Here is a 24,896-nt window from a genome sequence, read left to right as displayed (position 1 = left end):
ACCACCGGGGCTGGGGGCGAAAGCCCCCGGCCTTCGGCCGTTGTAGCAAGTAAAAAACCCCGACATCGAGTCGGTAGTTGGAAGTAGCAGCAGAAGGCGTGCTGGTGCCGGCAATACCAGCGACTTCCAACTGGCGATTCACTTCGATTCCCCCAGGGGCGCGGACGCGCGCCCCGCAGATGCCCAAGGCGGTAGCCCCATGACGACGTATTCGTTCACCGAGAAGAAGCGCATCCGCAAGGACTTCGGCAAGCGCCGTTCGATCCTCGAGGTCCCGTTCCTGCTCGCGATCCAGGTCGATTCGTACCGCGAATTCCTGCAGGCCGACGTGGATCCGGCCCGCCGCGACGACCGCGGCCTCCATGCCGCGCTGAAGTCGGTGTTCCCGATCGTCAGCTACAACGGTTATGCAGCGCTGGAGTATGTCGGCTACAAGCTCGGCAGCCCGGTGTTCGACGAGCGCGAGTGCCGCAACCGCGGCCTCAGCTACGGCGCCCCGCTGCGCGTGACCGTGCGCCTGGTGATCTACGACCGCGAGTCGTCGAACAAGGCCATCAAGTACGTGAAGGAGCAGGAGGTCTACATGGGCGAGATCCCGCTCATGACCGACAACGGCACCTTCATCGTCAACGGCACCGAGCGCGTCATCGTCTCCCAGCTCCACCGTTCGCCGGGCGTGTTCTTCGACCACGACCGTGGCAAGACCCACAGCTCGGGCAAGCTGCTGTACAGCGCCCGCATCATCCCGTACCGCGGTTCCTGGCTCGACTTCGAGTTCGACCCGAAGGACGCGCTGTTCACCCGCATCGACCGCCGCCGAAAGCTGCCGGTGTCCGTGCTGCTGCGCGCGCTCGGCTACAACAACGAAGAAATGCTCAACGAGTTCTTCGAGATCGACACGTTCCACATCGATCCCGAGGAAGGCGTGCAGCTGGCGCTGGTCGCCGACCGCCTGCGCGGCGAGACGCTCGATTTCGACCTGGCCGATGGCGACCGCGTCATCGTCGAGGCGGGCAAGCGCATCACCGCGCGCCACGTCAAGCAGCTCACCGATTCGGGCATCGAAGCCCTGGCCGTGCCGGACAGCTACCTGGTCGGCCGCATCCTGTCGCATGACGTGATCGATGCCGCCACCGGCGAGCTGATCGCCAGCGCCAACGACGAGATCACCGACGAGATGCTGGAAGGCCTGCGCAAGGCCGGCGTCGAGGCGGTGGGCACCATCTGGGTCAACGACCTGGACCGTGGCCCGTACATGTCCAACACGCTGCGCATCGACGGCACCAAGACGCAGCTCGAGGCACTGGTCGAGATCTACCGCATGATGCGTCCCGGCGAGCCGCCGACCAAGGATGCCGCGCAGAACCTCTTCCACAACCTGTTCTTCACCTTCGAGCGCTACGACCTGTCGTCGGTCGGCCGCATGAAGTTCAACCGCCGCATCGGCCGCAAGGAAACCATCGGCGCGCCGGTGCTGTACGACGCGCGTTACTTCGCCGAGCGCAAGGACGAAGACTCCGTGCGCCTGCGCGAACAGTTCGGCGACATGTCCGACATCCTCGACGTGGTCAAGGTGCTCACCGAGATCCGCAACGGCCGCGGCACCGTCGATGACATCGACCACCTCGGCAACCGTCGCGTGCGCTCGGTCGGCGAAATGGCCGAGAACGTGTTCCGCGTCGGCCTGGTGCGCGTGGAACGCGCCGTGCGCGAGCGCCTGACGATGGCCGAGAACGACGGCCTGACCCCGCAGGAACTGATCAACGCCAAGCCGGTCGCGGCGGCGGTGAAGGAGTTCTTCGGTTCGTCGCAGCTGTCGCAGTTCATGGACCAGAACAACCCGCTTTCGGAAGTCACCCACAAGCGCCGCGTGTCGGCGCTTGGCCCGGGCGGCCTGACCCGCGAGCGCGCCGGCTTCGAGGTGCGCGACGTGCACCCCACGCATTACGGCCGCGTCTGCACCATCGAAACGCCCGAAGGCCCCAACATCGGCCTGATCAACTCGCTGGCCGTGTTCGCCCGCACCAACCATTACGGCTTCCTCGAGACGCCGTACCGCAAGGTGGTGGATGGCAAGGTCACCGACGACGTCGAGTACCTGTCGGCGATCGAGGAAAACGAGTACGTCATTGCCCAGGTGAGCGCGCCGCAGGACGAGAACGGCGTGCTGACCGCGCAGTTCGTCGCCTGCCGCTTCCAGGGCGAGAACCTGCTCAAGCCGCCGAGCGAGATCCACTACATGGACGTCTCGCCGATGCAGACCGTGTCGGTCGCGGCGGCGCTGGTGCCGTTCCTCGAGCACGACGACGCGAACCGCGCGTTGATGGGCGCCAACATGCAGCGCCAGGCCGTGCCCACGCTGCGCAGCCAGAAGCCGCTGGTCGGCACCGGCATCGAGCGCGCCGTGGCGCGCGACTCGGGCGTGACGGTGAACGCGCGCCGTGGCGGCGTGATCGAGCAGATCGATGCCGGCCGCATCGTGGTCAAGGTCAACGAGGACGAGATTTCCGGCGAGACCGATGCCGGCGTCGACATCTACAACCTGATCAAGTACACGCGCTCCAACCAGAACACCTGCATCAACCAGACTCCGCTGGTCAACGTCGGCGACGTGGTCGCCCGCGGCGACGTGCTGGCCGACGGTCCCTCGACCGACATCGGCGAGCTCGCGCTCGGCCAGAACATGCTGGTCGCGTTCATGCCGTGGAACGGCTACAACTTCGAGGACTCGATCCTGCTCTCCGAGCGCGTGGTCGAGGAGGATCGCTACACCACGATCCACATCGAAGAGCTCACCGCGGTCGCGCGTGACACCAAGCTCGGGCCGGAGGAGATCTCCGCCGACATCCCGAACGTCTCCGAGCAGGCGCTGAACCGCCTCGACGAGTCGGGCGTGGTGTACATCGGCGCCGAGGTGCGTGCCGGCGACATCCTGGTGGGCAAGGTCACGCCGAAGGGCGAGAGCCAGCTCACCCCGGAAGAGAAGCTGCTGCGCGCGATCTTCGGCGAGAAGGCCTCCGACGTTAAGGACAGCTCGCTGCGCGTGCCGCCCGGCATGGACGGCACCGTCATCGATGTGCAGGTCTTCACCCGTGACGGCATCGAGAAGGACAAGCGCGCGCGCCAGATCGAGGAAAACGAGATCAAGAGCGTCAAGAAGGACTTTGACGACCAGTTCCGCATCCTTGAAGGCGCGATCTACGCGCGCCTGCGCGACCAGCTGCTCGGCAAGGTCGCCAACGGCGGCCCCGGCGTGAAGAAGGGCGACACGGTCTCCTCGCTGGTGCTCGACGGCATCCGCAAGGCCGAGTGGCTGCAGCTGCGCATGAAGGACGACGATGCGGCCGACGCGATCGAGCGCGCGCAGAAGCAGCTCGAGGTCCACGAGAAGGAGTTCGAGCGCCGCTTCCAGGACAAGCGCGGCAAGATCACCCAGGGTGACGACCTCGCCCCGGGCGTGCTGAAGATGGTCAAGGTCTACCTGGCCGTGAAGCGCCGCATCCAGCCGGGCGACAAGATGGCCGGCCGCCACGGCAACAAGGGCGTGGTGTCCACCATCGTCCCGGTGCAGGACATGCCGTACATGGCCGATGGCCAGACCGTCGACATCGTGCTGAACCCGCTGGGCGTGCCGAGCCGCATGAACATCGGCCAGATCCTCGAAGTCCACCTCGGCTGGGCCGCGAAGGGCCTGGGCCAGAAGATCGACCGCATGCTGCAGGCGCAGGCCAAGATCACCGAGCTGCGCAAGTTCCTCGACCAGATCTACAACCACGACGACAAGCTGCACGGCCAGCGCGTCGACCTCACGCAGTTCAGCGACGAAGAACTGCTGGTGCTGGCGCAGAACCTGACCGACGGTGTGCCGATGGCCACCCCGGTGTTCGATGGCGCGGACGAGTCCGAGATCAAGGCGATGCTGACGCTTGCCGACCTGCCAACCAACGGCCAGGCGCAGCTGTACGACGGCCGCACGGGCGACGCCTTCGAGCGCAAGGTGACCGTGGGCTACATGCACATGCTGAAGCTCAACCATCTGGTCGACGACAAGATGCACGCGCGTTCGACCGGTCCGTACTCGCTCGTCACCCAGCAGCCGCTTGGCGGCAAGGCGCAGTTCGGCGGCCAGCGCTTCGGCGAGATGGAGGTCTGGGCGCTGGAAGCCTACGGCGCGGCATACACGCTGCAGGAAATGCTGACGGTCAAGTCGGACGACGTGCAGGGCCGCAACCAGATGTACAAGAACATCGTCGACGGCGAACACGAGATGGTCGCGGGCATGCCCGAGTCCTTCAACGTGCTGGTCAAGGAAATCCGCTCGCTCGCGATCAACATGGAGCTGGAAGAGAACTGAGGACGCAGCCGGGGCAGGGCGCGCCTGACGCGCCCCGCACCCGCAAGCACCGCAGCCCCGTCCTCGATTCCCGATCCCGGAGAAACACATGAAAGACCTTCTGAACCTGTTCAACCAGCAGCGCCCGGCGCTCGACTTCGACGCGATCAAGATCGCGCTGGCCTCTCCCGACCTGATCCGTTCGTGGTCGTTCGGCGAGGTCAAGAAGCCCGAGACCATCAACTACCGCACCTTCAAGCCGGAGCGTGACGGCCTGTTCTGTTCGGCCATCTTCGGCCCGATCAAGGACTACGAGTGCCTGTGCGGCAAGTACAAGCGCATGAAGCACCGCGGCGTGGTGTGCGAGAAGTGCGGCACCGAAGTGACGCTGGCCAAGGTGCGCCGCGAGCGCATGGGCCACATCGACCTGGCCAGCCCGACCGCGCACATCTGGTTCCTCAAGTCGCTGCCCTCGCGCATCGGCCTGATGCTGGACATGACCCTGCGTGACATCGAACGCATCCTGTATTTCGAGGCGTTCGTGGTCACCGAGCCGGGCCTGACCCCGATGGAGCGTGGCCAGCTGCTCAACGAAGAGCAGTACATGCAGATGCGCCAGGAGCACGGCGACGACTTCGACGCCGCCATGGGCGCCGAGGCCGTGTTCGACCTGCTGCGCACGATCGACCTTCAGGCGCAGATGGTCCAGCTGCGCGAGGACATCGCCGCCACCGGTTCCGAGACCAAGCTCAAGCGCCTCACCAAGCGCATCAAGCTGGTCGAGGCTTTCCTCGAGTCGGGCAACCGCCCCGAGTGGATGGTCATGACCGTGCTGCCGGTGCTGCCGCCGGACCTGCGTCCGCTCGTTCCCCTGGATGGCGGCCGCTTCGCGACCTCCGACCTCAACGACCTGTATCGCCGCGTCATCAACCGCAACAACCGCCTGCGCCGCCTGCTGGAGCTCAACGCGCCCGACATCATCGTGCGCAACGAGAAGCGCATGCTGCAGGAGTCGGTTGACGCGCTGATGGACAACGGCCGTCGCGGCCGCGCCATCACCGGCACCAACAAGCGCCCGCTCAAGTCGCTGGCCGACATGATCAAGGGCAAGCAGGGTCGCTTCCGCCAGAACCTGCTCGGCAAGCGCGTCGACTACTCGGGCCGTTCGGTCATCGTGGTCGGCCCGTACCTGAAGCTGCACCAGTGCGGCCTGCCGAAGAAGATGGCGCTCGAGCTGTTCAAGCCCTTCATCTTCGCCAAGCTGCAGCGCCGTGGCCTGGCCACCACCATCAAGGCCGCCAAGAAGCTCGTCGAGCGCGAAGAGGCCGAGGTGTGGGACATCCTCGAAGAGGTGATCCGCGAGCATCCGGTGCTGCTGAACCGCGCGCCGACCCTGCACCGCCTGGGCATCCAGGCGTTCGAGCCGGTGCTGATCGAGGGCAAGGCCATCCAGCTGCACCCGCTGGTCTGCACCGCGTTCAACGCCGACTTCGACGGTGACCAGATGGCCGTCCACGTGCCGCTCTCGCTGGAAGCCCAGCTGGAAGCGCGCGCGCTGATGATGTCGTCCAACAACATCCTGTCGCCGGCCAACGGCGAGCCGATCATCGTGCCGTCGCAGGACGTCGTGCTCGGTCTGTACTACATGACCCGCGCGCTGGAAAACACCCCGGGCGAAGGCATGGCGTTCGCCAACGTCTCCGAGGTCAAGCGCGCCTACGACGCCAAGGTCGCCGGCCTGCATGCCAAGGTGAAGGTGCGCATCTCCGAAACCGTGATCGACGAAGAAGGTGGCCGCACGACCGGCGCGTCGATCGTGGAGACCACGGTCGGTCGCGCCTTGCTGGCGGAAATCCTGCCGGAAGGCCTGCCGTTCGCGCTGGCCAACACCGAGCTGAACAAGAAGAACATCAGCCGCCTGATCAACACCTGCTACCGCATGCTGGGCCTGAAGGACACGGTGGTGTTCGCCGACCGCCTGATGTACACCGGCTTTGCGTACGCCACGCGCGCCGGCGTCTCCATCGGCATCGACGACATGATCATCCCGCCCGAGAAGAAGGGCATCCTCGACGAGGCCGAGGGCGAGGTGCTGGAAATCCAGCAGCAGTACCAGTCCGGCCTGGTCACCGCGGGCGAACGCTACAACAAGGTCGTCGACATCTGGTCGCGCACGAACGAGCGCGTCGCCAAGGCGATGATGGAGGCCATCGGCACCGAGACCGTGACCAACGCCAAGGGCGAGCAGGTCCCGCAGAAGTCGATGAACTCCGTCTACATCATGGCCGACTCCGGCGCGCGTGGTTCGCAGGCGCAGATCCGCCAACTGGCCGGCATGCGCGGCCTGATGGCCAAGCCCGACGGCTCGATTATCGAGACCCCGATCACCTCGAACTTCCGCGAGGGCCTGAACGTCCAGCAGTACTTCATCTCGACCCACGGTGCCCGCAAGGGCCTCGCGGATACCGCGCTGAAGACCGCGAACTCCGGTTACCTGACCCGTCGCCTGGTCGACGTGGCACAGGACGTGGTGATCACCGAAACCGACTGCGGCACCCGCGACGGCCTGACCATGACCCCGATCGTGGAAGGCGGCGACGTGGTCGAGCCGCTGAAGGATCGGGTGCTGGGTCGCGTGGTTGCCGAGGATGTGTTCCTGCCGGGCAACGACGACGAGCCGGTGGTGACCCGCAACACGCTGCTCGACGAAGCCTGGGTGCAGAAGCTCGAGGACGACGGCGTGCAGACCATCCAGGTCCGCTCCACCATCACCTGCGAGTCCTCGTTCGGTGTCTGCGCGCTGTGCTACGGCCGCGACCTTGGCCGCGGCCACCAGGTGAACCACGGTGAGGCGGTCGGCGTGGTCGCCGCGCAGTCCATCGGCGAGCCCGGCACCCAGCTGACCATGCGTACGTTCCACATCGGTGGCGCCGCGTCGCGTGCCGCGGCGATCGACAACGTGACGGTCAAGACCACCGGCTCGGTCAAGTTCAACAACATCAAGTCGGTCCAGCACGACAAGGGCCACCTGGTGGCGGTGTCGCGCTCCGGCGAGCTGTCGATCCTCGACGCCCACGGCCGCGAGCGCGAGCGTTACAAGCTCCCGTACGGCGCGACCATCCACGTCAAGGACACGCAGGCTGTCAAGGCTGGGCAGACGGTCGCCAACTGGGACCCGCATAACCACCCGATCGTGTCGGAAGTGAAGGGCGTGATGCGCTTCGTCGACTTCATCGACGGCGTCACCGTGATCGAGAAGACCGACGACCTGACCGGCCTCGCCTCGCGCGAGATCACCGATCCGAAGCGTCGCGGCTCGCAGGGCAAGGACCTGCGCCCGATCATCCGCATCGTCGACGAGAAGACCGGCAAGGACCTCAGCATCCCGAACACCGACCTGCCGGCGCAGTACATGCTCCCGCCGCGCTCGATCGTCAACATGCAGGACGGCGCGTCCGTCGGCGTGGGCGACGTGGTGGCGAAGATCCCGCAGGAAGCGTCCAAGACCCGCGACATCACCGGCGGCCTGCCGCGCGTGGCCGACCTGTTCGAAGCCCGCAAGCCCAAGGACCCGGCGATCCTCGCCGAGAAGTCGGGCGTGGTGAGCTTCGGCAAGGACACCAAGGGCAAGCAGCGCCTGATCATCAAGGGCGCCGACGGTGACGATCACGAGGAGCTGATCCCGAAGTACCGCCAGATCATCGTGTTCGAAGGCGAGCACGTCGAGAAGGGCGAGACCGTGGTGGACGGCGAGCCGAGCCCGCAGGACATCCTGCGCCTCAAGGGCGTCGAGGAACTTGCGTCGTACCTGACCAAGGAAATCCAGGACGTCTATCGCTTGCAGGGCGTGAAGATCAACGACAAGCACATCGAGGTGATCGTCCGCCAGATGCTGCGCAAGGTCGAGATCACCGACGCCGGTGACAGCCGTTTCCTCAATGGCGAGCAGGCCGAGCGCCAGCGCGTGATCGAGGACAACATCAAGCTCAATGCCAAGGGCCAGTTGCCGGTGCGCTACGATCCGGTGCTGCTCGGCATCACCAAGGCGTCGCTGGCGACCGAGTCGTTCATCTCCGCGGCGTCCTTCCAGGAAACCACCCGCGTGCTGACCGAGGCTGCCGTCCGCGGTACCCGCGACAGCCTGCGCGGCCTGAAGGAAAACGTCATCGTCGGCCGCCTGATCCCGGCGGGCACCGGCCTGGCGTACCATACGCAGCGCCGCAAGAACGCCTCCGGCCTGACCGACTCCGAAATGGAAGCGCTGTCCGGGGGGACCGTGGCCGAGGTTGCCGCGGAACCCGCAGTGATGATCGAGGCTCCGGCCGCCGCGGAAGCGGCGGGCGAGGGCGACGAAGGCTGATACCAAGTTAGTGACGGCCCCTCGGGGCCGTCCCAGATCCCGAAATGAGGTGCCATGGAGGCGCTTCGTGTTCGGCCCAGGATGGGCGGGAAAGAGATCGCGGCCATGGTCGCGCCCGAGTCGGGGCGCGCATGGCGGGTCGTATGCTGCGTTGACGCTGGCCGTCGGCGCACGCTATACTTTTCCGTCTGGCAGGCTGGATCATTCCGCCTGCCTTTGTTTTCGCGCACGGAACCTGGACCGTGCGGCCGGCAAGGGCCCAAGGTCCTTGTCACCAGAGCCGGGCCCAGGCCCGCCACACACACCGCGGGCCCCGTGCCCAGAGCAAAGACCCGAGACCGATGGCAACAATCAACCAGCTCGTGCGCAAGTCGCGCAGCCCGGAAACCTACAAGAGCAACTCGCCCGCCCTGGAGAACTGTCCCCAGCGTCGCGGCGTGTGCACGCGTGTCTACACCACCACGCCGAAGAAGCCGAACTCGGCCCTGCGCAAGGTCGCCAAGGTGCGCCTGACCAACGGCTACGAGGTGATCTCCTACATTGGTGGCGAAGGCCACAACCTGCAGGAGCACTCGGTGGTGCTGATCCGCGGCGGTCGCGTCAAGGACCTCCCCGGCGTGCGTTACCACACCGTGCGTGGCTCGCTCGACGCCGCCGGCGTCACCAAGCGCAAGCAGGCGCGTTCGAAGTACGGCGCGAAGCGTCCGAAGGCCTGAGCCTCCGGCTGTTGACGCTCCGTCGAACCAGATACTGACAAAGGCACAAGAACAATGTCGCGTAAAGGAAACACCCCGCAGCGCTCGGTGCTGCCCGACCCGAAGCACGGGAGCGAGACCATCGCCCGCTTCATCAACATGGTCATGTACAGCGGCAAGAAGTCCGTCGCCGAGAAAATCGTCTACGGCGCCATGGACGTGATCGGCGAAAAGACCCCGAACCCGCTTGAAGTCGTCGAGAAGGCGCTTGGCAACATCTCGCCTTCGGTCGAGGTCAAGTCCCGTCGCGTCGGCGGTGCCACCTACCAGGTGCCGGTCGAAGTGCGCCAGTCGCGGCGCATGGCGCTGGCGATGCGCTGGCTGATCGACTCCGCGCGCAAGCGTGGCGAGAACACCATGCCGCGCAAGCTTGCGGCCGAACTGATCGACGCCTCCGAGAACCGTGGCGGCGCAATCAAGAAGCGCGAGGAAACCCATCGCATGGCGGAGGCGAACAAGGCGTTCGCGCACTACCGCTGGTAATGGCACCCGGGCGGCGCGCAACACGCGCCGCCGGCGACGGCCCCGCCGGCGCCAGTACATCGCAGTAGCCGGGTGCCGCCTTCTGGCGGCATTCGGCCATCCGGAAACTTCTCCGCTCAGCGGACAAAAAATAGAGAGACCGCCGTGGCTCGCACCACTCCCATCGAACGCTACCGCAACTTCGGCATCATGGCCCACATCGATGCCGGCAAGACCACCACGTCCGAGCGCATCCTGTTCTACACCGGTGTCAGCCACAAGCTGGGCGAAGTTCACGACGGCGCCGCCACCATGGACTGGATGGAGCAGGAGCAGGAGCGCGGCATCACGATCCAGTCGGCGGCCACCACCGCGTTCTGGTCGGGAATGGACAAGTCGCTGCCGCAGCACCGCTTCAACATCATCGATACCCCCGGGCACGTCGACTTCACGATCGAAGTCGAACGCAGCCTGCGCGTGCTCGATGGCGCGGTGTTCGTGCTGTGTGCCGTCGGCGGCGTGCAGCCGCAGTCGGAGACCGTGTGGCGCCAGGCCAACAAGTACCACGTGCCGCGCATGGCGTTCGTCAACAAGATGGACCGCACCGGCGCCAACTTCGACAAGGTCGTAGAGCAGCTGAAGTCGCGCCTGGGCGCGAGCCCGGTGCCGATGCAGGTGCCGGTCGGCGCCGAGGACGGCTTCGAAGGCGTCATCGACCTGCTGAAGATGAAGGCGGTCCATTGGGATACCGCGTCGCAGGGCATGGTGTTCGAGTACAAGGAGATTCCCGCGCACCTTGCCGACAAGGCCACCGAGGCGCGTGCGTTCATGGTGGAATCGGCGGCAGAGGCCACCGAGGAGCTGATGAACAAGTATCTCGAGGGCGGCGAGCTCACCGAGGACGAGATCGTTGCCGGCCTGCGCCTGCGTACCCTGAACGTCGAGATCGTGCCGGTGTACTGCGGCACCGCGTTCAAGAACAAGGGCGTGCAGGCGATGCTTGACGGCGTGATCCAGCTGCTGCCGTCGCCGGTCGACCGTCCGCCGGTCCAGGGCGTCGACGACCGCGAGCAGGTGGCCACGCGCGTCGCTGACGACAAGGCGCCGTTCTCGGCGCTGGCGTTCAAGATCATGACCGACCCGTTCGTCGGTTCGCTGACGTTCTTCCGCGTGTACTCGGGCGTCCTCAACGCCGGCGACCAGGTGTACAACCCGATCAAGAGCCGCAAGGAACGCATCGGCCGCCTGTTGCAGATGCACTCCAACGACCGCCAGGAAATCAAGCAGGTGTGCGCCGGCGACATCGCCGCGGCCGTCGGCCTGAAGGACGTCACCACCGGTGACACGCTGTGCGCGCAGGACCACATCATCACGCTGGAACGGATGGTCTTCCCGGAGCCCGTCATCTCGATGGCGGTCGAGCCCAAGACCAAGTCGGACCAGGAGAAGATGGGCCTCGCGCTCGGTCGCCTTGCGCAGGAGGATCCGTCGTTCCGCGTGCGTACCGACGAGGAGTCCGGCCAGACCATCATTGCCGGCATGGGCGAGCTGCACCTGGACATCCTCGTGGACCGCATGAAGCGCGAGTTCAACGTCGAAGCCAACGTCGGCAAGCCGCAGGTTGCCTACCGCGAGACCATCCGCAAGACGGTCAAGTCGGAAGGCAAGTTCGTGCGCCAGTCGGGCGGCAAGGGCCAGTTCGGCCACGTGTGGCTCGAGATTTCGCCGCAGGAAGCCGGCGCCGGCTACGTGTTCGAGAACTCGATCGTCGGTGGAACGGTGCCGAAGGAATACATCCCGGCGGTCGACAAGGGCATCCAGGAAGCGATGGCCAACGGCCTGCTTGCCGGCTACCCGATCGTCGACATCAAGGTGAAGCTGATCGACGGCTCCTACCACGAGGTCGACTCCTCGGAAATGGCGTTCAAGATCGCCGGCTCCATGGGCTTCAAGGAAGGTTTCCACAAGGCCGGTCCGGTCCTGCTGGAGCCGATCATGAAGGTCGAGATCGTGTCGCCCGAGGATTACATCGGTGACGTGATGGGCGACGTCAGCCGTCGTCGCGGCATCCTGCAGGGCCAGGACGACAGCCCGTCGGGCAAGATCGTCAACGCGATGATCCCGCTGGGCGAAATGTTCGGCTACGCGACCAGCCTGCGTTCGATGTCCCAGGGCCGCGCGACGTTCACGATGGAGTTCGACCATTACGCCGACGCGCCGACCAACATCGTCGACGAAGTCGTCAAGAAGAAGTAAGCGGCCGCGGCAACGCGGTCCCTTCCAACAACTTTCTGAGAGTGAAGAATCATGGCCAAGGGTAAGTTCGAGCGCACCAAGCCCCACGTGAACGTGGGCACGATCGGTCACGTCGACCACGGCAAGACGACGCTGACGGCGGCGCTGACGAAGATCGGTGCGGAACGCTTCGGCGGCGAGTTCCACGCCTACGACGCGATCGACAAGGCGCCGGAAGAGAAGGCGCGCGGCATCACCATTTCGACCTCGCACGTCGAGTACGAATCGCCGAACCGCCACTACGCGCACGTCGATTGCCCGGGTCACGCCGACTACGTCAAGAACATGATCACCGGTGCCGCGCAGATGGACGGCGCGATCCTGGTGTGTTCGGCCGCCGACGGCCCGATGCCGCAGACGCGCGAGCACATCCTGCTGGCGCGCCAGGTGGGCGTGCCGTACATCGTGGTGTTCCTGAACAAGGCCGACATGGTCGACGACGCCGAGCTGATGGAGCTCGTCGAGATGGAGGTGCGCGAGCTGCTGTCGAAGTACGACTTCCCCGGCGACGACACCCCGATCATCCAGGGTTCGGCGCTGAAGGCGTTGGAAGGCGACCAGTCCGACATCGGCGTGCCGGCGATCGTGAAGCTGGTCGAGGCGCTGGACACCTGGATCCCGGAGCCCCAGCGCGACGTGGACAAGCCGTTCCTGATGCCGGTCGAGGACGTGTTCTCGATCTCGGGCCGCGGCACGGTGGTGACCGGCCGCATCGAGCGCGGCATCATCAAGGTGGGCGAGGAAATCGAGATCGTCGGCATCCGTCCGACCGTCAAGACCACCGTCACCGGCGTCGAGATGTTCCGCAAGCTGCTCGACCAGGGCCAGGCGGGCGACAACGCGGGCCTCTTGCTGCGCGGCACCAAGCGTGACGACGTGGAGCGCGGCCAGGTGCTGTGCAAGCCGGGTTCGATCAAGCCGCACACCGAGTTCGAAGCCGAAGTCTACGTGCTGTCGAAGGACGAGGGTGGCCGTCATACGCCGTTCTTCAAGGGCTACCGCCCGCAGTTCTACTTCCGCACCACCGACATCACCGGCGCTTGCGAGCTGCCGGAGGGTGTCGAGATGGTGATGCCGGGCGACAACGTGAAGATGGTGGTCACGCTGATCAACCCGGTGGCGATGGACGACGGCCTGCGCTTCGCGATCCGCGAAGGTGGCCGTACGGTCGGCGCCGGCGTGGTGGCCAAGATCATCAAGTAGTCGTATCCCGGCGGCCAAGGCCGCCGCGATACGTGCGGGTGTTGATCCGGATCGCCGAGGGTGATCCAGATAGCACCGGCGGGGGCCATCGGCTTTGCGCCGACGGCCTCTGGACACGCGGGATGTGGTTTCCTGCAGATTCGTCGGCGAGGGTGTTGCGCGTCCGGCGGGTACGTGTCTATAATGTTCGACTACTTCGGCAAGACCCCTTCGGGGACTCGCCGGAACCGCGAAATGAGGTGCAGGATGCGCCTCGTTTTCGCCAGACAGGGAACACGTCGCGCGGCAGTACCCCGGTTCGTCCCGAAGCTCTTCGGGACAAAGTGACCAGGGGAATCGTCGCGTCCGCATCTCCGTCTGGGCGGGCCGGGTAACTGGCCTGCCTTGTTTTTTGCAGGGACGGTCGCCAGGCGGGTATCCAGCCCTGGCATCCATTGATTTCACGGGGTTCCGCGCATCCAGCCGCGGGCCTGTCGCTCTTTAAAGAAGGAATTCCGTCATGGCGGACCAGAAAATCCGGATCCGGCTGAAAGCGTTCGATCATCGACTGATCGACCGTTCGGCCAGCGAGATCGTAGAAACGGCCAAGCGGACGGGCGCCCAGGTGCGCGGCCCGATCCCCCTGCCGACCAAGATCGAGCGTTACACCATCCTGACCTCGCCGCACGTCGACAAGGACGCGCGCGACCAGTATGAAACCCGCACGCACAAGCGCGTGCTCGACATCGTCGACCCCAACGACAAGACCGTGGACGCGCTGATGAAGCTCGAGCTCGCGGCTGGCGTCGACGTCCAGATCAAGCTGACCTGAGGACGCCACCATGACCGCGAAGCGATATTCGTTGGGCATTGTCGGTCGCAAGGCCGGCATGACCCGGGTGTTCACCGAGGATGGCCAGTCCATCCCGGTCACCCTGATCGAAGCCACCCCCAACCGCATCACCCAGATCAAGACCCAGGAGACCGACGGCTACAGCGCCGTGCAGGTCGCCGTCGGCACCAAGCGTGCCGTGCTGGTCAACAAGCCCGAGACGGGTCACCTGGCCAAGGCCAAGGTCGAAGCCGGTCGTGGCCTGTGGGAGCTGCGCGTCGGTGACGACCAGATCGGCGGGTTCGAAGTGGGCGGCGAGATCCGCGCCGACATCTTCGAAGTCGGCCAGATCGTCGACGTCGAGGGCGTGACCAAGGGCAAGGGCTTCCAGGGCACGATCAAGCGCTGGAACTTCAAGATGGGCGACGCGACGCACGGCAACTCGCTGTCGCACCGTTCGCCGGGCTCCATCGGCCAGCGCCAGACGCCGGGCCGCGTGTTCCCGGGCAAGAAGATGTCCGGTCACATGGGTGCGGTGCGCCAGAGCACGCAGAACCTCGAAGTGGTCCGGGTCGACGCAGAGCGCGGCCTGATCGCCGTCAAGGGCGCGGTTCCGGGCGCCCCGGGTGGCGACGTGATCGTGCGTCCCACGAGCAAGGCATAAGGAGAGATGACGATGGAACTCTCCATCAACGGTAGCAGCGACAAGATGTCGGTTTCCGAAGGCGTGTTCGGCCGCGAATTCAACATGGACCTGGTCCACCAGGTCGTGGTTGCGTACCGCAATGCCGGCCGTTCGGGCACCAAGGCGCAGAAGACGCGCTCGGAAGTCAGCGGCACGACCAAGAAGTCGAAGAAGCAGAAGGGCGGCGGCGCGCGTCATGGCGCCCTGACGGCCCCGATCTTCGTCGGCGGCGGCGTGACGTTCGCGGCCAAGCCGCGCAGCTTCGAGCAAAAGGTCAACCGCAAGATGTACCGCGCGGCGATGTCGACCATCCTGTCCGAGCTGGCCCGCCAGGGTCGCCTCCAGGTCGTCGAGTCCTTCGACGTCGCGGAGACCAACACCAGCGCGTTCGCCGAAAAGCTCAAGGGCCTCGATCTGGGCAAGCGCCCGCTGATCGTGACCGAGGACGCCTCGGACCACCTGTACCTGTCGGCGCGCAACCTGCCGTACGTGCAGATCCGTGACGTGCAGGGCCTGGACCCGGTTTCGCTGGTCGGCGCCGACAGCGTGCTGGTCACCGCCGACGCCATCAAGAAGATCGAGGAGTGGCTGGCATGAATGACGCCAAGCTCTACGCACTGATCCGTGCGCCGCGCGTGTCCGAGAAGACCGCGCGCCTGCAGGAAGTGTCCAACCAGTACGCGTTCGAAGTGGCGACCGATGCCACCAAGGCCGACATCAAGATCGCGATCGAGAAGCTGTTCGCCGTCAAGGTCGAGGCCGTCAACGTGCTCAACGTGAAAGGCAAGCAGAAAGCCTTCCGCAACCGCAATGGTCGCCGCGGCGACTGGCGCAAGGCGTACGTGACGCTGGCCGAAGGCCAGTCGATCGACGTCATGAACACCAAGGCCTGAGGAAGACCCCATGCCATTGATGAAATTCAAGCCCACCTCGCCCGGCCGCCGTTCAGCGGTCCGCGTGGTCACGCCGGACCTGCACAAGGGTGCGCCGCACGCCGCCCTCGTCGAGCCGCAGAGCAAGACCGGTGGTCGCAACCACCATGGCCGCATCACCACGCGGCACATGGGTGGCGGACACAAGCAGCACTACCGCATCATCGACTTCAAGCGCGACAAGGAAGGCATCCCGGCGCGCGTGGAGCGCATCGAGTACGACCCGAACCGCACCGCGCACATCGCGCTGCTGTGCTACGTCGACGGTGAGCGCCGCTACATCATCGCGCCGAAGGGCCTCAAGGCCGGCGACCAGGTGATCGCGGGCAATGACGCGCCGATCAAGGCGGGCAACACGCTGCCGCTGCGCAACATCCCGGTCGGTTCCACCGTGCATTGCGTCGAGATGAAGCCGGGCAAGGGCGCGCAGCTCGCCCGCGCCGCGGGTGCCGGCGTGCAGCTCGTCTCCCGCGACGGCATCTACGCCACCGTCCGCCTGCGTTCGGGCGAGATGCGCCGCGTGCCTGCCGAGTGCCGCGCCACCATCGGTGAAGTGGGCAACGTCGAGCACAACCTCGAGAAGCTGGGCAAGGCCGGTGCGTCGCGCTGGCGCGGCATCAAGCCGACCGTCCGTGGTGCCGCCATGAACCCCGTCGACCACCCGCATGGTGGTGGCGAGGCCAAGGCCGGCCAGGGCAACCCGCATCCGGTCACCCCGTGGGGCGTGCCGACCAAGGGTTACAAGACCCGCCACAACAAGCGGACGCAGCAGTTCATCGTGCGCGATCGCAGGAGCTAACCGACCATGGCACGTTCACTGAAAAAGGGTCCGTTCGTCGACCACCACCTGATCAAGAAGGTGGAGACCGCGGGCAACACAAAGCGCCCGATCAAGACCTGGTCGCGCCGCTCGATGATCCTGCCGGAGATGGTGGGTTTCACCATCGCCGTGCACAACGGCCGCAACCACGTCCCGGTGCTCGTCAACGAGAACATGGTGGGCCACAAGCTCGGCGAGTTCGCCCTGACCAGGACCTTCAAGGGTCATGGCGGCGACAAGAAGTCGCGCTAAGGAGATGACAATGGAAGCCAAGGCAATCCTGCGCAGTGCGCGCATCTCCCCGCAGAAGGCACGCCTAGTCGCCGACCAGATCCGCGGCCTCTCCGCAGCCCGTGCGCTCGACCTCTTGAAGTTCAGCGACAAGAAGGCCGCGCACATGATCTACAAGGTCGTGTACTCGGCCACGTCGAACGCCGAGAACAACCTGGGCGCCGACGTCGACGAGCTCAAGGTCAGTGCGATCACGGTCGACGAGGGTCCCACCCTGAAGCGCTTCATGGCACGCGCCAAGGGTCGCGGCAGCCGCATCCTCAAGCGCACCAGCCACATCACCGTCGTCGTCGGCGAGGGGAAGTAACTCATGGGTCATAAAGTCCACCCCACCGGTATCCGCCTTGGCATCGCCAAGGACTGGAATTCCAAGTGGTACGCCGGCAAGAAGGAATTCGCCGGTTACCTGATCGCCGACATCAAGGTCCGCGAGATGCTTCGCAAGAAGCTCGCCGCGGCCGGCATCAGCAAGATCCTGATCGAGCGTCCCTCGAAGTCCGCGCGCGTCACGATCCACACCGCCCGCCCGGGCGTGGTGATCGGAAAGCGCGGCGAGGACATCGAGAAGCTGCGCAAGGAAGTCTCCGCGCTGATGGGCGTCCCGGCGCACATCAACGTGACCGAGGTCCGCAAGCCGGAGCTCGACGCGCAGCTGGTCGCCGAGTCGATCGCGCAGCAGCTCGAGCGCCGGATCATGTTCCGTCGCGCGATGAAGCGCGCCGTGGGCAACGCGATGCGCCTTGGCTCGCTGGGCATCAAGGTCAACGTGGCCGGCCGCCTCAACGGCGCCGAGATCGCGCGTTCGGAGTGGTACCGCGAAGGTCGCGTGCCGCTGCACACGCTGCGCGCCGACGTCGACTACGGCTTCGCCGAGGCGAAGACCCAGTACGGCATCATTGGAATCAAGACCTGGATCTACAAGGGCGAGATCTTCGACTTCGCCCAGGTCGGCCAGGAAAAGCAGGACGATTCGCCGCGCGGCGAGCGTGGTGATCGCGGTGACCGCGAGCGCCCGCGTGGCCCGCGTCGCGACCGCGAGGCGAGGGAGTAATCAACCATGCTGCAACCCAAGCGAACCAAGTACCGCAAGATGCACAAGGGCCGCAATGACGGCCTGGCCTGGAACGGCAATGCCGTCAGCTTCGGCGAGTATGGCCTCAAGGCCACGCAGACCGGCCAGCTGACCGCGCGCCAGATCGAGTCCGCGCGTCGTGCCATCAGCCGCTATGTGAAGCGCGGCGGCAAGATGTGGATCCGCGTGTTCCCGGACAAGCCGATCACCAAGAAGCCCATCGAAGTCCGCATGGGCTCGGGCAAGGGTGCGGTTGAATTCTGGGTCGCCCAGATCCAGCCGGGCCGCATGATCTATGAGATCGAGGGCGTCGACGAGGTGACCGCACGCGAGGCGTTCCGCCTGGCGGCCGCCAAGCTCTCGGTCACCACCACTTTCGTGACGCGGACGGTGCGCTGATGGAAATCAAGGAACTCCGCCAGAAGTCGACGGACGAGCTGAAGGCACATTTGCTTGAACTGCAGAAGGAGTCGTTCTCGCTCCGCATGCAGAAGGCAACCGGCCAGCTCGCCAAGACCCACGACGCCCGCCGGGTTCGCCGCGAGATCGCTCGCGTCAACACCCTCCTCGGCGCCAAGCAGTAAGGACCGGGCAGACATGACCGAAAACACTGAAAAGAAGCTGCGCACGGTCGAAGGCCGCGTTGTCAGCAACAAGATGGACAAGACCGTGACGGTGCTCGTCGAGCGCCAGGTGAAGCACGCGCTGTACGGCAAGTACATCCGCCGTTCGACGAAGCTCCACGCCCACGACGCCGAGAATTCCTGCAACGAGGGCGATACCGTCCGCGTGGTGGAAATCGCGCCGATGTCCAAGACCAAGAACTGGCGCGTCGTTGAAATCGTCACGCGCGCGGCCGACTAAGGAGGCTCTCCAATGATCCAGATGCAGAGCCACCTCGATGTGGCCGACAACTCGGGTGCCAAGGAAGTGATGTGCATCAAGGTGCTGGGCGGCTCAAAGCGCCGCTATGCAGGCATCGGTGACATCATCAAGGTGTCCATCAAGGACGCCATCCCGCGCGGCAAGGTCAAGAAGGGCGAAGTCTACGACGCGGTCGTCGTGCGCACCCGCAAGGGCGTCCGCCGCCCCGACGGTTCGCTGATCCGCTTCGACGGCAACGCCGCCGTGCTGCTCAACAACAAGCAGGAGCCGATCGGCACCCGCATCTTCGGGCCCGTGACCCGTGAGCTTCGTACCGAGAAGTTCATGAAGATCGTCTCGCTCGCGCCCGAAGTGCTCTGAGCCGGACGGAGAGGAAACCGACATGAATCGCATCAAGAAGGGTGACCGCGTGATGGTCACCGCCGGCAAGGACAAGGGCAAGCAGGGTGAAGTCGTTCGCGTGCTCGGCGACAAGGTCGTCGTCGCGAACATCAACGTCATCAAGCGCCACACCAAGCCGAACCCGCAGGCCAACCAGCCTGGCGGCGTGATCGAGCGCGAAGCGCCGATCCACGCGTCGAACGTGATGGTGTTCAACCCTGCCTCCGGCAAGGGCGAGCGCATTGGTACCAAGGTCCTCGAGGATGGACGGCGCATCCGCGTCTTCCGCTCGAGCGGTGAGGCGATTGACGCCTGAGGAATGTGAAATGAATACCCGTCTCGAAAAGTTCTACAAGGAAGAAGTGGTGCCGAAGCTGACAAAGCAGTTCGGCTACACCAATCCCATGCAGGTTCCGCGCCTGAGCAAGATCACGCTCAACATGGGCGTGGGCGAAGCCGCCGCGAACAAGAAGGTCCTGGAGAACGCGACCGCCGACATGGCCAAGCTCTCCGGCCAGAAGCCGATCGTGACCAAGTCCCGCGTGTCGGTGGCTTCGTTCAAGATCCGCGACGGCTGGCCGATCGGCTGCAAGGTGACCCTGCGCCGCGCCAAGATGTTCGAGTTCCTCGATCGCCTGGTGAACGTGTCGCTGCCGCGCGTCCGTGACTTCCGCGGCGTGTCCGCGCGGTCGTTCGATGGCCGTGGCAACTACAACATGGGCATCAAGGAACAGATCATCTTCCCGGAGATCGATTTCGACCAGGTCGACGCGATCCGCGGCATGGACATCGCGATCACCACGACCGCCAAGACCAACGAGGAAGCCAAGGCACTGCTCGAAGCCTTCCGTTTCCCGTTCCGCACCTGATCGGACAAAGAAGACCATGGCCAAGACCTCAATGATCAACCGCGAGACGAAGCGCACCAAGCTGGCGAAGAAGTTCGCCGCGAAGCGCGAGGCGTTGAAGAAGGTTGTCAGCAGCCAGGACGCCAGCTTCGAAGAGAAGATGGACGCCGCCACCAGGTTGCAGAAGCTTCCGCGTGACTCCTCCACCTCGCGCCAGACCACGCGTTGCGCGTTGACCGGCCGTCCGCGCGCCGTGTACAGCAAGTTCGGCCTCGGCCGCAACAAGCTGCGCGAGGCGACCATGCGCGGCGACGTCCCCGGCCTGCGCAAGGCAAGCTGGTAAGCAACTCCATTTACGAATTCGCATTCCTGCGGATATCGGTGCACTCAGAAGGTAACAACGATGAGCATGACTGATCCCATCGCCGATATGCTGACCCGCATGCGCAATGCGGCGGCCGTCGGCAAGCCGGTGGTGAAAATGCCGTCGTCCAAGACCAAGGTGGCTATCGCCAGGGTCCTGAAGGACGAGGGTTACATCTCCGGTTCGCGCGTGACCGAGGACGGCGCCAAGGCCGAACTCGAAATCGAGCTCAAGTATTACGAAGGTCGTCCCGTGATCGAGCGCATGCAGCGCTTCTCGCGTTCCGGCCTGCGCCAGTACCGCGGCAAGGACGCGATCCCGAAGGTCCTCAACGGCCTCGGCATCGCCATCATTTCCACCTCGAAGGGCATCATGACCGATGCGCAGGCGCGCCAGTTGGGCGTCGGCGGCGAGGTTCTGTGCTTCGTGGCTTAAGGGAGTAACCGCAATGTCCCGAGTTGCCAAGAAGCCGATCGCCCTCCCGAAGGGCGTCGAGCTGAACATCCAGGCCGGCAGTGTCAGCGTCAAGGGCCCGAAGGGCACCCTGTCGATGGCCAAGCCGTCCGACGTGGACGTCACGATCGAAGACGGCCATGCCGTGCTGTCGTCGCAGAATGCCGACAACATCGCCATGACCGGCACCATGCGCGCGATCATCGCGAACATGGTCCACGGCGTGTCCGAAGGCTTCGTGCGCAAGCTCGAGCTGGTGGGCGTCGGCTACCGCGCCGCCATGCAGGGCCCGGACCTCAACCTGTCGCTGGGCTTTTCGCACCCGGTGCTGTTCAAGGCCCCGGCCGGCATCAGCATCGCGACACCCACGCAGACTGAAATCGTGGTGACCGGTGCCGACAAGCAGCAGGTCGGCGAGGTTGCAGCGAAGATCCGCGGGTTCCGCCCGCCGGAGCCGTACAAGGGCAAGGGCGTCAAGTACGCCGGCGAGAACATCATCCGCAAGGAAGCCAAGAAGGCCTAAGCGGGCCTTCAGCTTTCGGAGAACGACATCATGCTCAAGAAAATTGCCCGCCTGCGCCGCGCCAAGTCGACGCGTTCGCACATCCGCGTGCTCGGCGTGCCGCGCCTGTCGGTGCTGCGCACCGGCCAGCACCTCTACGCCCAGCTGTTCACCGCAGATGGCTCCAAGGTCCTGGCTTCGGCCAGCACCACCCAGTCCGATGTCCGCGAGGGCCTGAAGGGCGCCAAGAACATCGAGGCTGCCGCCAAGGTCGGCCGCGTGATCGCGGAACGTGCCAAGGCTGCCGGTATTGAAAAAGTCGCGTTCGACCGCTCCGGTTACAGGTATCATGGCCGGATCAAGGCCCTGGCCGACGCCGCGCGCGAAGGTGGCCTGCAGTTCTAGGCATCAAGACAATGTGTTGAAAGGTGGGGCTCCGTCCCCACCATTGCCCCCTGCCGATGCGGGCTGCATCGGACGCCCTCCGCCTTTTGCGCGGTCCGGTGGTCCACCGACCCGACCAACAACTCCAAGCGGCATGAAGCCGTACATCCCTTTCGTACGACAGAGGCAATACAGAGATGGCAGAGGAACGTGCTCCGCGCGGTCGTGACCGCGACCGCAACCGGGAAGAGATCGACGACGGCATGATCGAGAAGCTGATCGCGGTCAACCGCGTCAGCAAGACCGTCAAGGGTGGCCGCCAGTTCACCTTCACCGCGCTGACCGTGGTCGGCGACGGCGCCGGCAAGGTCGGCTTCGGCTACGGCAAGGCCCGCGAGGTCCCGATGGCAATCCAGAAGTCGATGGAATATGCGCGTCGCAGCATGTCCACCGTTGATCTGAACGGCGGTACGTTGTGGCACACGGTCAAGGCCGGCCACGGCGCTGCGCGCGTGTTCATGATGCCCGCTTCCGAGGGTACCGGCGTCATCGCCGGTGGCGCGATGCGCGCCGTCCTCGAGGCCGTCGGCGTCAAGGACGTGCTGGCCAAGGCCGTCGGTTCGCGCAATCCCATCAACCTGGTGCGCGCGACCGTCCGCGGTCTCGAGAGCATGCACTCGCCGGCGAACATTGCCGCCAAGCGCGGCAAGAAGGTCGAGGAGATCGTCAATGGTTAAGAAGGAAGCGACCGGCGGCACGCTCAAGGTGCGCCTGGTCAAGGGCCTTCGTGGCTCGCAGGGCATCCACCGCCTCTCGGTCCAGGCCCTGGGCCTGCGCAAGATCAACGACGTCCGTGAACTGAAGGACAGCCCGCAGGTCCGTGGACTGATCAACAAAGTCCATTACCTTGTCCGGGTCGAGGAATAATCCAATGAAGCTCAATACTCTGCACCCCACGCCCGGCGCGCGCACCGATCGCAAGCGCGTCGGTCGCGGCATCGGGTCCGGCCTCGGCAAGACCGCCGGCCGCGGCCACAAGGGTTCCTTTGCCCGTTCGGGCAAGGGAAAGATCAAGGCCGGCTTCGAAGGCGGCCAGATGCCGCTGCGCAAGCGCCTGCCCAAGGTCGGCTTCCGCTCGCGCATCGCCGGCGACACCGCCGAGGTCATGCTGTACCAGCTCGAGCGCCTGGAAGGCGACATCGACTTCAAGGCGCTGCGCGCCGCGAAGCTGGTGCCGGCCACCGCCAAGCGCGCCAAGATCGTGCTGAAGGGCGACGTCACCAAGGCCCTCGTGCTGAAGGGCGTCCTGGCCACGGCCGGTGCGCGCGCCGCGATCGAAGCGGCCGGCGGCAAGGTCGAGGAGTAAGAAGGGCATGGCACGTAGCGGCAACGCGATGGCCGGGGTCGGCGGGCTCGGCAAGTTCACCGAGCTCCGCCAGCGCCTGCTGTTCGTCGCCGGGGCACTGATCGTCTACCGCATCGGCTGCTACATCCCGGTGCCCGGCGTGAATCCCGACGCCATGCTGCGCCTCATGGAGCAGCAGGAAGGCACCATCGTGGACATGTTCAACATGTTCTCCGGTGGCGCCCTCTCGCGCTTCAGCCTGTTCGCGCTGAACGTCATTCCCTACATTTCCGCGTCGATCATCATCCAGCTGCTGGTGCAGATCCTGCCCAGCCTCAAGGCGATCTCGAAGGAAGGCGAATCCGGACGTCGCAGGATCACCCAGTGGTCGCGCATCGGCGCGATCCCGCTCGCGATCTTCCAGTCGGCCGGCATCGCCGTCGCCCTGCAGAGTTCCGGCGCCAGCAATGGCATCCCGGTGGTCTATGCGCCCGGCATGGGCTTCGTGGTCACCGCGATCATCGCGCTTACGGCCGGCACCATGTTCCTGGTGTGGCTGGGTGAGCAGGTGACCGAGCGCGGCATCGGCAACGGCGTGTCGCTGATCATCTTCGCCGGCATCGTGGCGGGTCTTCCGAGTGCGGTCATCACGACGTTCGAAGCCGCGCGCAACGGCGACATGAGCCCGATCGCGGTGATCCTGATCGCGCTGATCGTGGCCATGTTCACCTACTTCGTGGTGTTCGTGGAGCGTGGCCAGCGCCGGATCACGGTCAACTACGCGCGCCGCCAGGGTGGCCGCAACGCGTACATGAACCAGAGTTCGTTCCTGCCGCTGAAGCTCAACATGGCGGGCGTGATCCCGGCGATCTTCGCCTCGTCGATCATCATGTTCCCGGCCACCGCGTCCACCTGGTTCAGCCAGGCGGGTTCGGCAACGTGGCTGCAGCGGGTCAGCCAGGCACTGTCGCCAGGCGAGCCGCTGTACATCCTGCTCTATGCGGGGCTGATCGCGGGCTTCACCTTCTTCTACACCGCGCTGGTCTTCAATTCGCAGGAAACCGCCGACAACCTGAAGAAGTCGGGCGCGCTGATCCCGGGCATCCGCCCGGGCAAGGCGACCGCGGACTACATCGATGGCGTGCTGACGCGGCTGACCGCGGCCGGCGCGACCTACCTGGTGCTGGTCTGCCTGCTTCCGGAGTTCATGCGCACCGAGCTGAATGCGTCGTTCTATTTCGGCGGCACGTCGCTGCTGATCGTGGTGGTCGTGGTCATGGACTTCATTGCCCAGATCCAGGCCCACCTGATGTCGCACCAGTACGAAAGCCTGCTCAAGAAGGCCAATCTCAAGGGAGGCCAGCGCGGCCTGCCGCGCGGCTGACGATATTCAAGCGGATGCCCCCGCGGCCGGCTGGCCGGGGAGGGGATCCTGGTCCCGCCGCTTCGCGGTCGGACCGTGATGAGCGACTCGCGCGGCGGTCCCGCGTGCGAGTGGTTCGAAGCCTGTCCTGGCGCCAGAGTAGCGCCGGGCGGACCCGGTCCCGCAAGGGGCAGGGTTGCAGCATCGGACCTTCGCCGGAGCATGGGCACACTCCCCATGCCGGGCTTGCTGGACGCCATTGGCGGCCACGGGCTTTCTTGTACCTCGGGATCCTGATAGAATTTCGTGTTCACTGCGTCGGATGAACCCATCCGTGCGCCAAACCAGTTGG

General features: G+C 65.3%; 28 protein-coding genes. All 28 read left to right on the top strand.

All coding sequences use genetic code 11. The features are described from left to right. The first annotated feature begins 199 nt into the window (after window positions 1-199). The 28 genes from rpoB (at window position 200) to secY (ending at window position 24,565) form a co-directional block, all read left to right on the top strand. Window positions 200-4,354 carry a DNA-directed RNA polymerase subunit beta gene (gene rpoB, locus IDM46_RS09875; RefSeq protein ID WP_185116120.1) on the top strand — a complete coding sequence of 1,385 codons (4,155 nt, stop codon included), beginning with the start codon at window positions 200-202 and terminating at the stop codon, window positions 4,352-4,354. Between the two features lie 88 nt (window positions 4,355-4,442). Next, on the top strand, window positions 4,443-8,693 hold the full coding sequence (gene rpoC / locus IDM46_RS09870; RefSeq protein ID WP_182825356.1) for a DNA-directed RNA polymerase subunit beta': 4,251 nt from the start codon (window positions 4,443-4,445) through the stop codon (window positions 8,691-8,693). Window positions 8,694-9,034: 341 nt separating this feature from the next. Then, the gene (gene rpsL / locus IDM46_RS09865) at window positions 9,035-9,409 is read left to right on the top strand and encodes a 30S ribosomal protein S12 (protein WP_182825358.1); all 375 of its coding nucleotides are present in this window, start codon (window positions 9,035-9,037) and stop codon (window positions 9,407-9,409) included. A gap of 54 nt (window positions 9,410-9,463) precedes the next feature. Continuing rightward, window positions 9,464-9,931, top strand: a complete 468-nt coding sequence (gene rpsG, locus IDM46_RS09860; protein ID WP_182825360.1) for a 30S ribosomal protein S7 — start codon at window positions 9,464-9,466, stop codon at window positions 9,929-9,931. Between the two features lie 144 nt (window positions 9,932-10,075). Further along, on the top strand, window positions 10,076-12,166 hold the full coding sequence (gene fusA / locus IDM46_RS09855) for an elongation factor G (protein ID WP_185116119.1): 2,091 nt from the start codon (window positions 10,076-10,078) through the stop codon (window positions 12,164-12,166). Between the two features lie 51 nt (window positions 12,167-12,217). Further along, on the top strand, window positions 12,218-13,408 hold the full coding sequence (tuf, locus tag IDM46_RS09850; RefSeq protein WP_191073332.1) for an elongation factor Tu: 1,191 nt from the start codon (window positions 12,218-12,220) through the stop codon (window positions 13,406-13,408). A gap of 499 nt (window positions 13,409-13,907) precedes the next feature. Then, window positions 13,908-14,219, top strand: coding sequence for a 30S ribosomal protein S10 (rpsJ, locus tag IDM46_RS09845; RefSeq protein ID WP_024891232.1), 312 nt, complete (start codon window positions 13,908-13,910; stop codon window positions 14,217-14,219). Between the two features lie 10 nt (window positions 14,220-14,229). Then, complete coding sequence (gene rplC / locus IDM46_RS09840) at window positions 14,230-14,883, top strand: 50S ribosomal protein L3 (protein ID WP_182825366.1); 654 nt, start codon at window positions 14,230-14,232, stop codon at window positions 14,881-14,883. Window positions 14,884-14,895: 12 nt separating this feature from the next. After that, window positions 14,896-15,501: a 50S ribosomal protein L4 gene (gene rplD, locus IDM46_RS09835; protein ID WP_182825368.1), complete on the top strand. Its 606-nt coding sequence runs from the start codon at window positions 14,896-14,898 to the stop codon at window positions 15,499-15,501. After that, window positions 15,498-15,797 carry a 50S ribosomal protein L23 gene (gene rplW, locus IDM46_RS09830; RefSeq protein ID WP_182825370.1) on the top strand — a complete coding sequence of 100 codons (300 nt, stop codon included), beginning with the start codon at window positions 15,498-15,500 and terminating at the stop codon, window positions 15,795-15,797. Before rplD ends, rplW begins: the two co-directional genes overlap by 4 nt. A gap of 10 nt (window positions 15,798-15,807) precedes the next feature. Next, complete coding sequence (rplB, locus tag IDM46_RS09825) at window positions 15,808-16,635, top strand: 50S ribosomal protein L2 (RefSeq protein WP_182825372.1); 828 nt, start codon at window positions 15,808-15,810, stop codon at window positions 16,633-16,635. Window positions 16,636-16,641: 6 nt separating this feature from the next. Next, on the top strand, window positions 16,642-16,908 hold the full coding sequence (gene rpsS / locus IDM46_RS09820; RefSeq protein WP_182825374.1) for a 30S ribosomal protein S19: 267 nt from the start codon (window positions 16,642-16,644) through the stop codon (window positions 16,906-16,908). Between the two features lie 10 nt (window positions 16,909-16,918). Continuing rightward, window positions 16,919-17,254 carry a 50S ribosomal protein L22 gene (gene rplV, locus IDM46_RS09815; protein ID WP_182825376.1) on the top strand — a complete coding sequence of 112 codons (336 nt, stop codon included), beginning with the start codon at window positions 16,919-16,921 and terminating at the stop codon, window positions 17,252-17,254. 3 nt (window positions 17,255-17,257) lie between these two features. After that, window positions 17,258-17,998 carry a 30S ribosomal protein S3 gene (gene rpsC / locus IDM46_RS09810; protein WP_182825378.1) on the top strand — a complete coding sequence of 247 codons (741 nt, stop codon included), beginning with the start codon at window positions 17,258-17,260 and terminating at the stop codon, window positions 17,996-17,998. Between the two features lie 6 nt (window positions 17,999-18,004). Further along, the gene (rplP, locus tag IDM46_RS09805; RefSeq protein ID WP_182825380.1) at window positions 18,005-18,418 is read left to right on the top strand and encodes a 50S ribosomal protein L16; all 414 of its coding nucleotides are present in this window, start codon (window positions 18,005-18,007) and stop codon (window positions 18,416-18,418) included. Then, window positions 18,418-18,603: a 50S ribosomal protein L29 gene (gene rpmC, locus IDM46_RS09800; protein ID WP_182825382.1), complete on the top strand. Its 186-nt coding sequence runs from the start codon at window positions 18,418-18,420 to the stop codon at window positions 18,601-18,603. Before rplP ends, rpmC begins: the two co-directional genes overlap by 1 nt. Window positions 18,604-18,616: 13 nt before the next feature. Beyond that, entirely contained in the window at window positions 18,617-18,883 is a 267-nt protein-coding gene (gene rpsQ, locus IDM46_RS09795) for a 30S ribosomal protein S17 (RefSeq protein ID WP_182825384.1), read from the top strand. Between the two features lie 12 nt (window positions 18,884-18,895). Continuing rightward, entirely contained in the window at window positions 18,896-19,264 is a 369-nt protein-coding gene (gene rplN, locus IDM46_RS09790; protein ID WP_182825386.1) for a 50S ribosomal protein L14, read from the top strand. Between the two features lie 22 nt (window positions 19,265-19,286). Continuing rightward, on the top strand, window positions 19,287-19,601 hold the full coding sequence (rplX, locus tag IDM46_RS09785; RefSeq protein ID WP_182825388.1) for a 50S ribosomal protein L24: 315 nt from the start codon (window positions 19,287-19,289) through the stop codon (window positions 19,599-19,601). Between the two features lie 10 nt (window positions 19,602-19,611). Then, on the top strand, window positions 19,612-20,154 hold the full coding sequence (gene rplE, locus IDM46_RS09780; RefSeq protein WP_182825390.1) for a 50S ribosomal protein L5: 543 nt from the start codon (window positions 19,612-19,614) through the stop codon (window positions 20,152-20,154). Between the two features lie 16 nt (window positions 20,155-20,170). Beyond that, window positions 20,171-20,476, top strand: a complete 306-nt coding sequence (rpsN, locus tag IDM46_RS09775; protein WP_182825392.1) for a 30S ribosomal protein S14 — start codon at window positions 20,171-20,173, stop codon at window positions 20,474-20,476. Window positions 20,477-20,536: 60 nt separating this feature from the next. After that, window positions 20,537-20,932 (top strand): 30S ribosomal protein S8, encoded by a 396-nt coding sequence (gene rpsH / locus IDM46_RS09770; RefSeq protein WP_182825394.1) that lies wholly within the window; start codon window positions 20,537-20,539, stop codon window positions 20,930-20,932. A gap of 13 nt (window positions 20,933-20,945) precedes the next feature. Next, complete coding sequence (gene rplF, locus IDM46_RS09765) at window positions 20,946-21,473, top strand: 50S ribosomal protein L6 (RefSeq protein ID WP_182825396.1); 528 nt, start codon at window positions 20,946-20,948, stop codon at window positions 21,471-21,473. 30 nt (window positions 21,474-21,503) lie between these two features. Beyond that, window positions 21,504-21,857 carry a 50S ribosomal protein L18 gene (gene rplR, locus IDM46_RS09760; protein WP_182825398.1) on the top strand — a complete coding sequence of 118 codons (354 nt, stop codon included), beginning with the start codon at window positions 21,504-21,506 and terminating at the stop codon, window positions 21,855-21,857. Between the two features lie 176 nt (window positions 21,858-22,033). After that, complete coding sequence (gene rpsE / locus IDM46_RS09755) at window positions 22,034-22,573, top strand: 30S ribosomal protein S5 (protein ID WP_182825400.1); 540 nt, start codon at window positions 22,034-22,036, stop codon at window positions 22,571-22,573. Further along, window positions 22,566-22,763 (top strand): 50S ribosomal protein L30, encoded by a 198-nt coding sequence (gene rpmD / locus IDM46_RS09750; protein WP_182825402.1) that lies wholly within the window; start codon window positions 22,566-22,568, stop codon window positions 22,761-22,763. Before rpsE ends, rpmD begins: the two co-directional genes overlap by 8 nt. 4 nt (window positions 22,764-22,767) lie before the next feature. Next, window positions 22,768-23,202, top strand: coding sequence for a 50S ribosomal protein L15 (gene rplO / locus IDM46_RS09745; RefSeq protein ID WP_185116118.1), 435 nt, complete (start codon window positions 22,768-22,770; stop codon window positions 23,200-23,202). Between the two features lie 7 nt (window positions 23,203-23,209). Beyond that, window positions 23,210-24,565 carry a preprotein translocase subunit SecY gene (secY, locus tag IDM46_RS09740; RefSeq protein WP_182825406.1) on the top strand — a complete coding sequence of 452 codons (1,356 nt, stop codon included), beginning with the start codon at window positions 23,210-23,212 and terminating at the stop codon, window positions 24,563-24,565. Window positions 24,566-24,896: the final 331 nt, after the last annotated feature.

This window comes from Luteimonas sp. MC1825 (genome assembly GCF_014764385.1).
Classification (GTDB): domain Bacteria; phylum Pseudomonadota; class Gammaproteobacteria; order Xanthomonadales; family Xanthomonadaceae; genus Luteimonas.
Note: the sequence above shows the minus strand (reverse complement) of the source record. Positions and strands in the feature narration are given on the sequence as shown.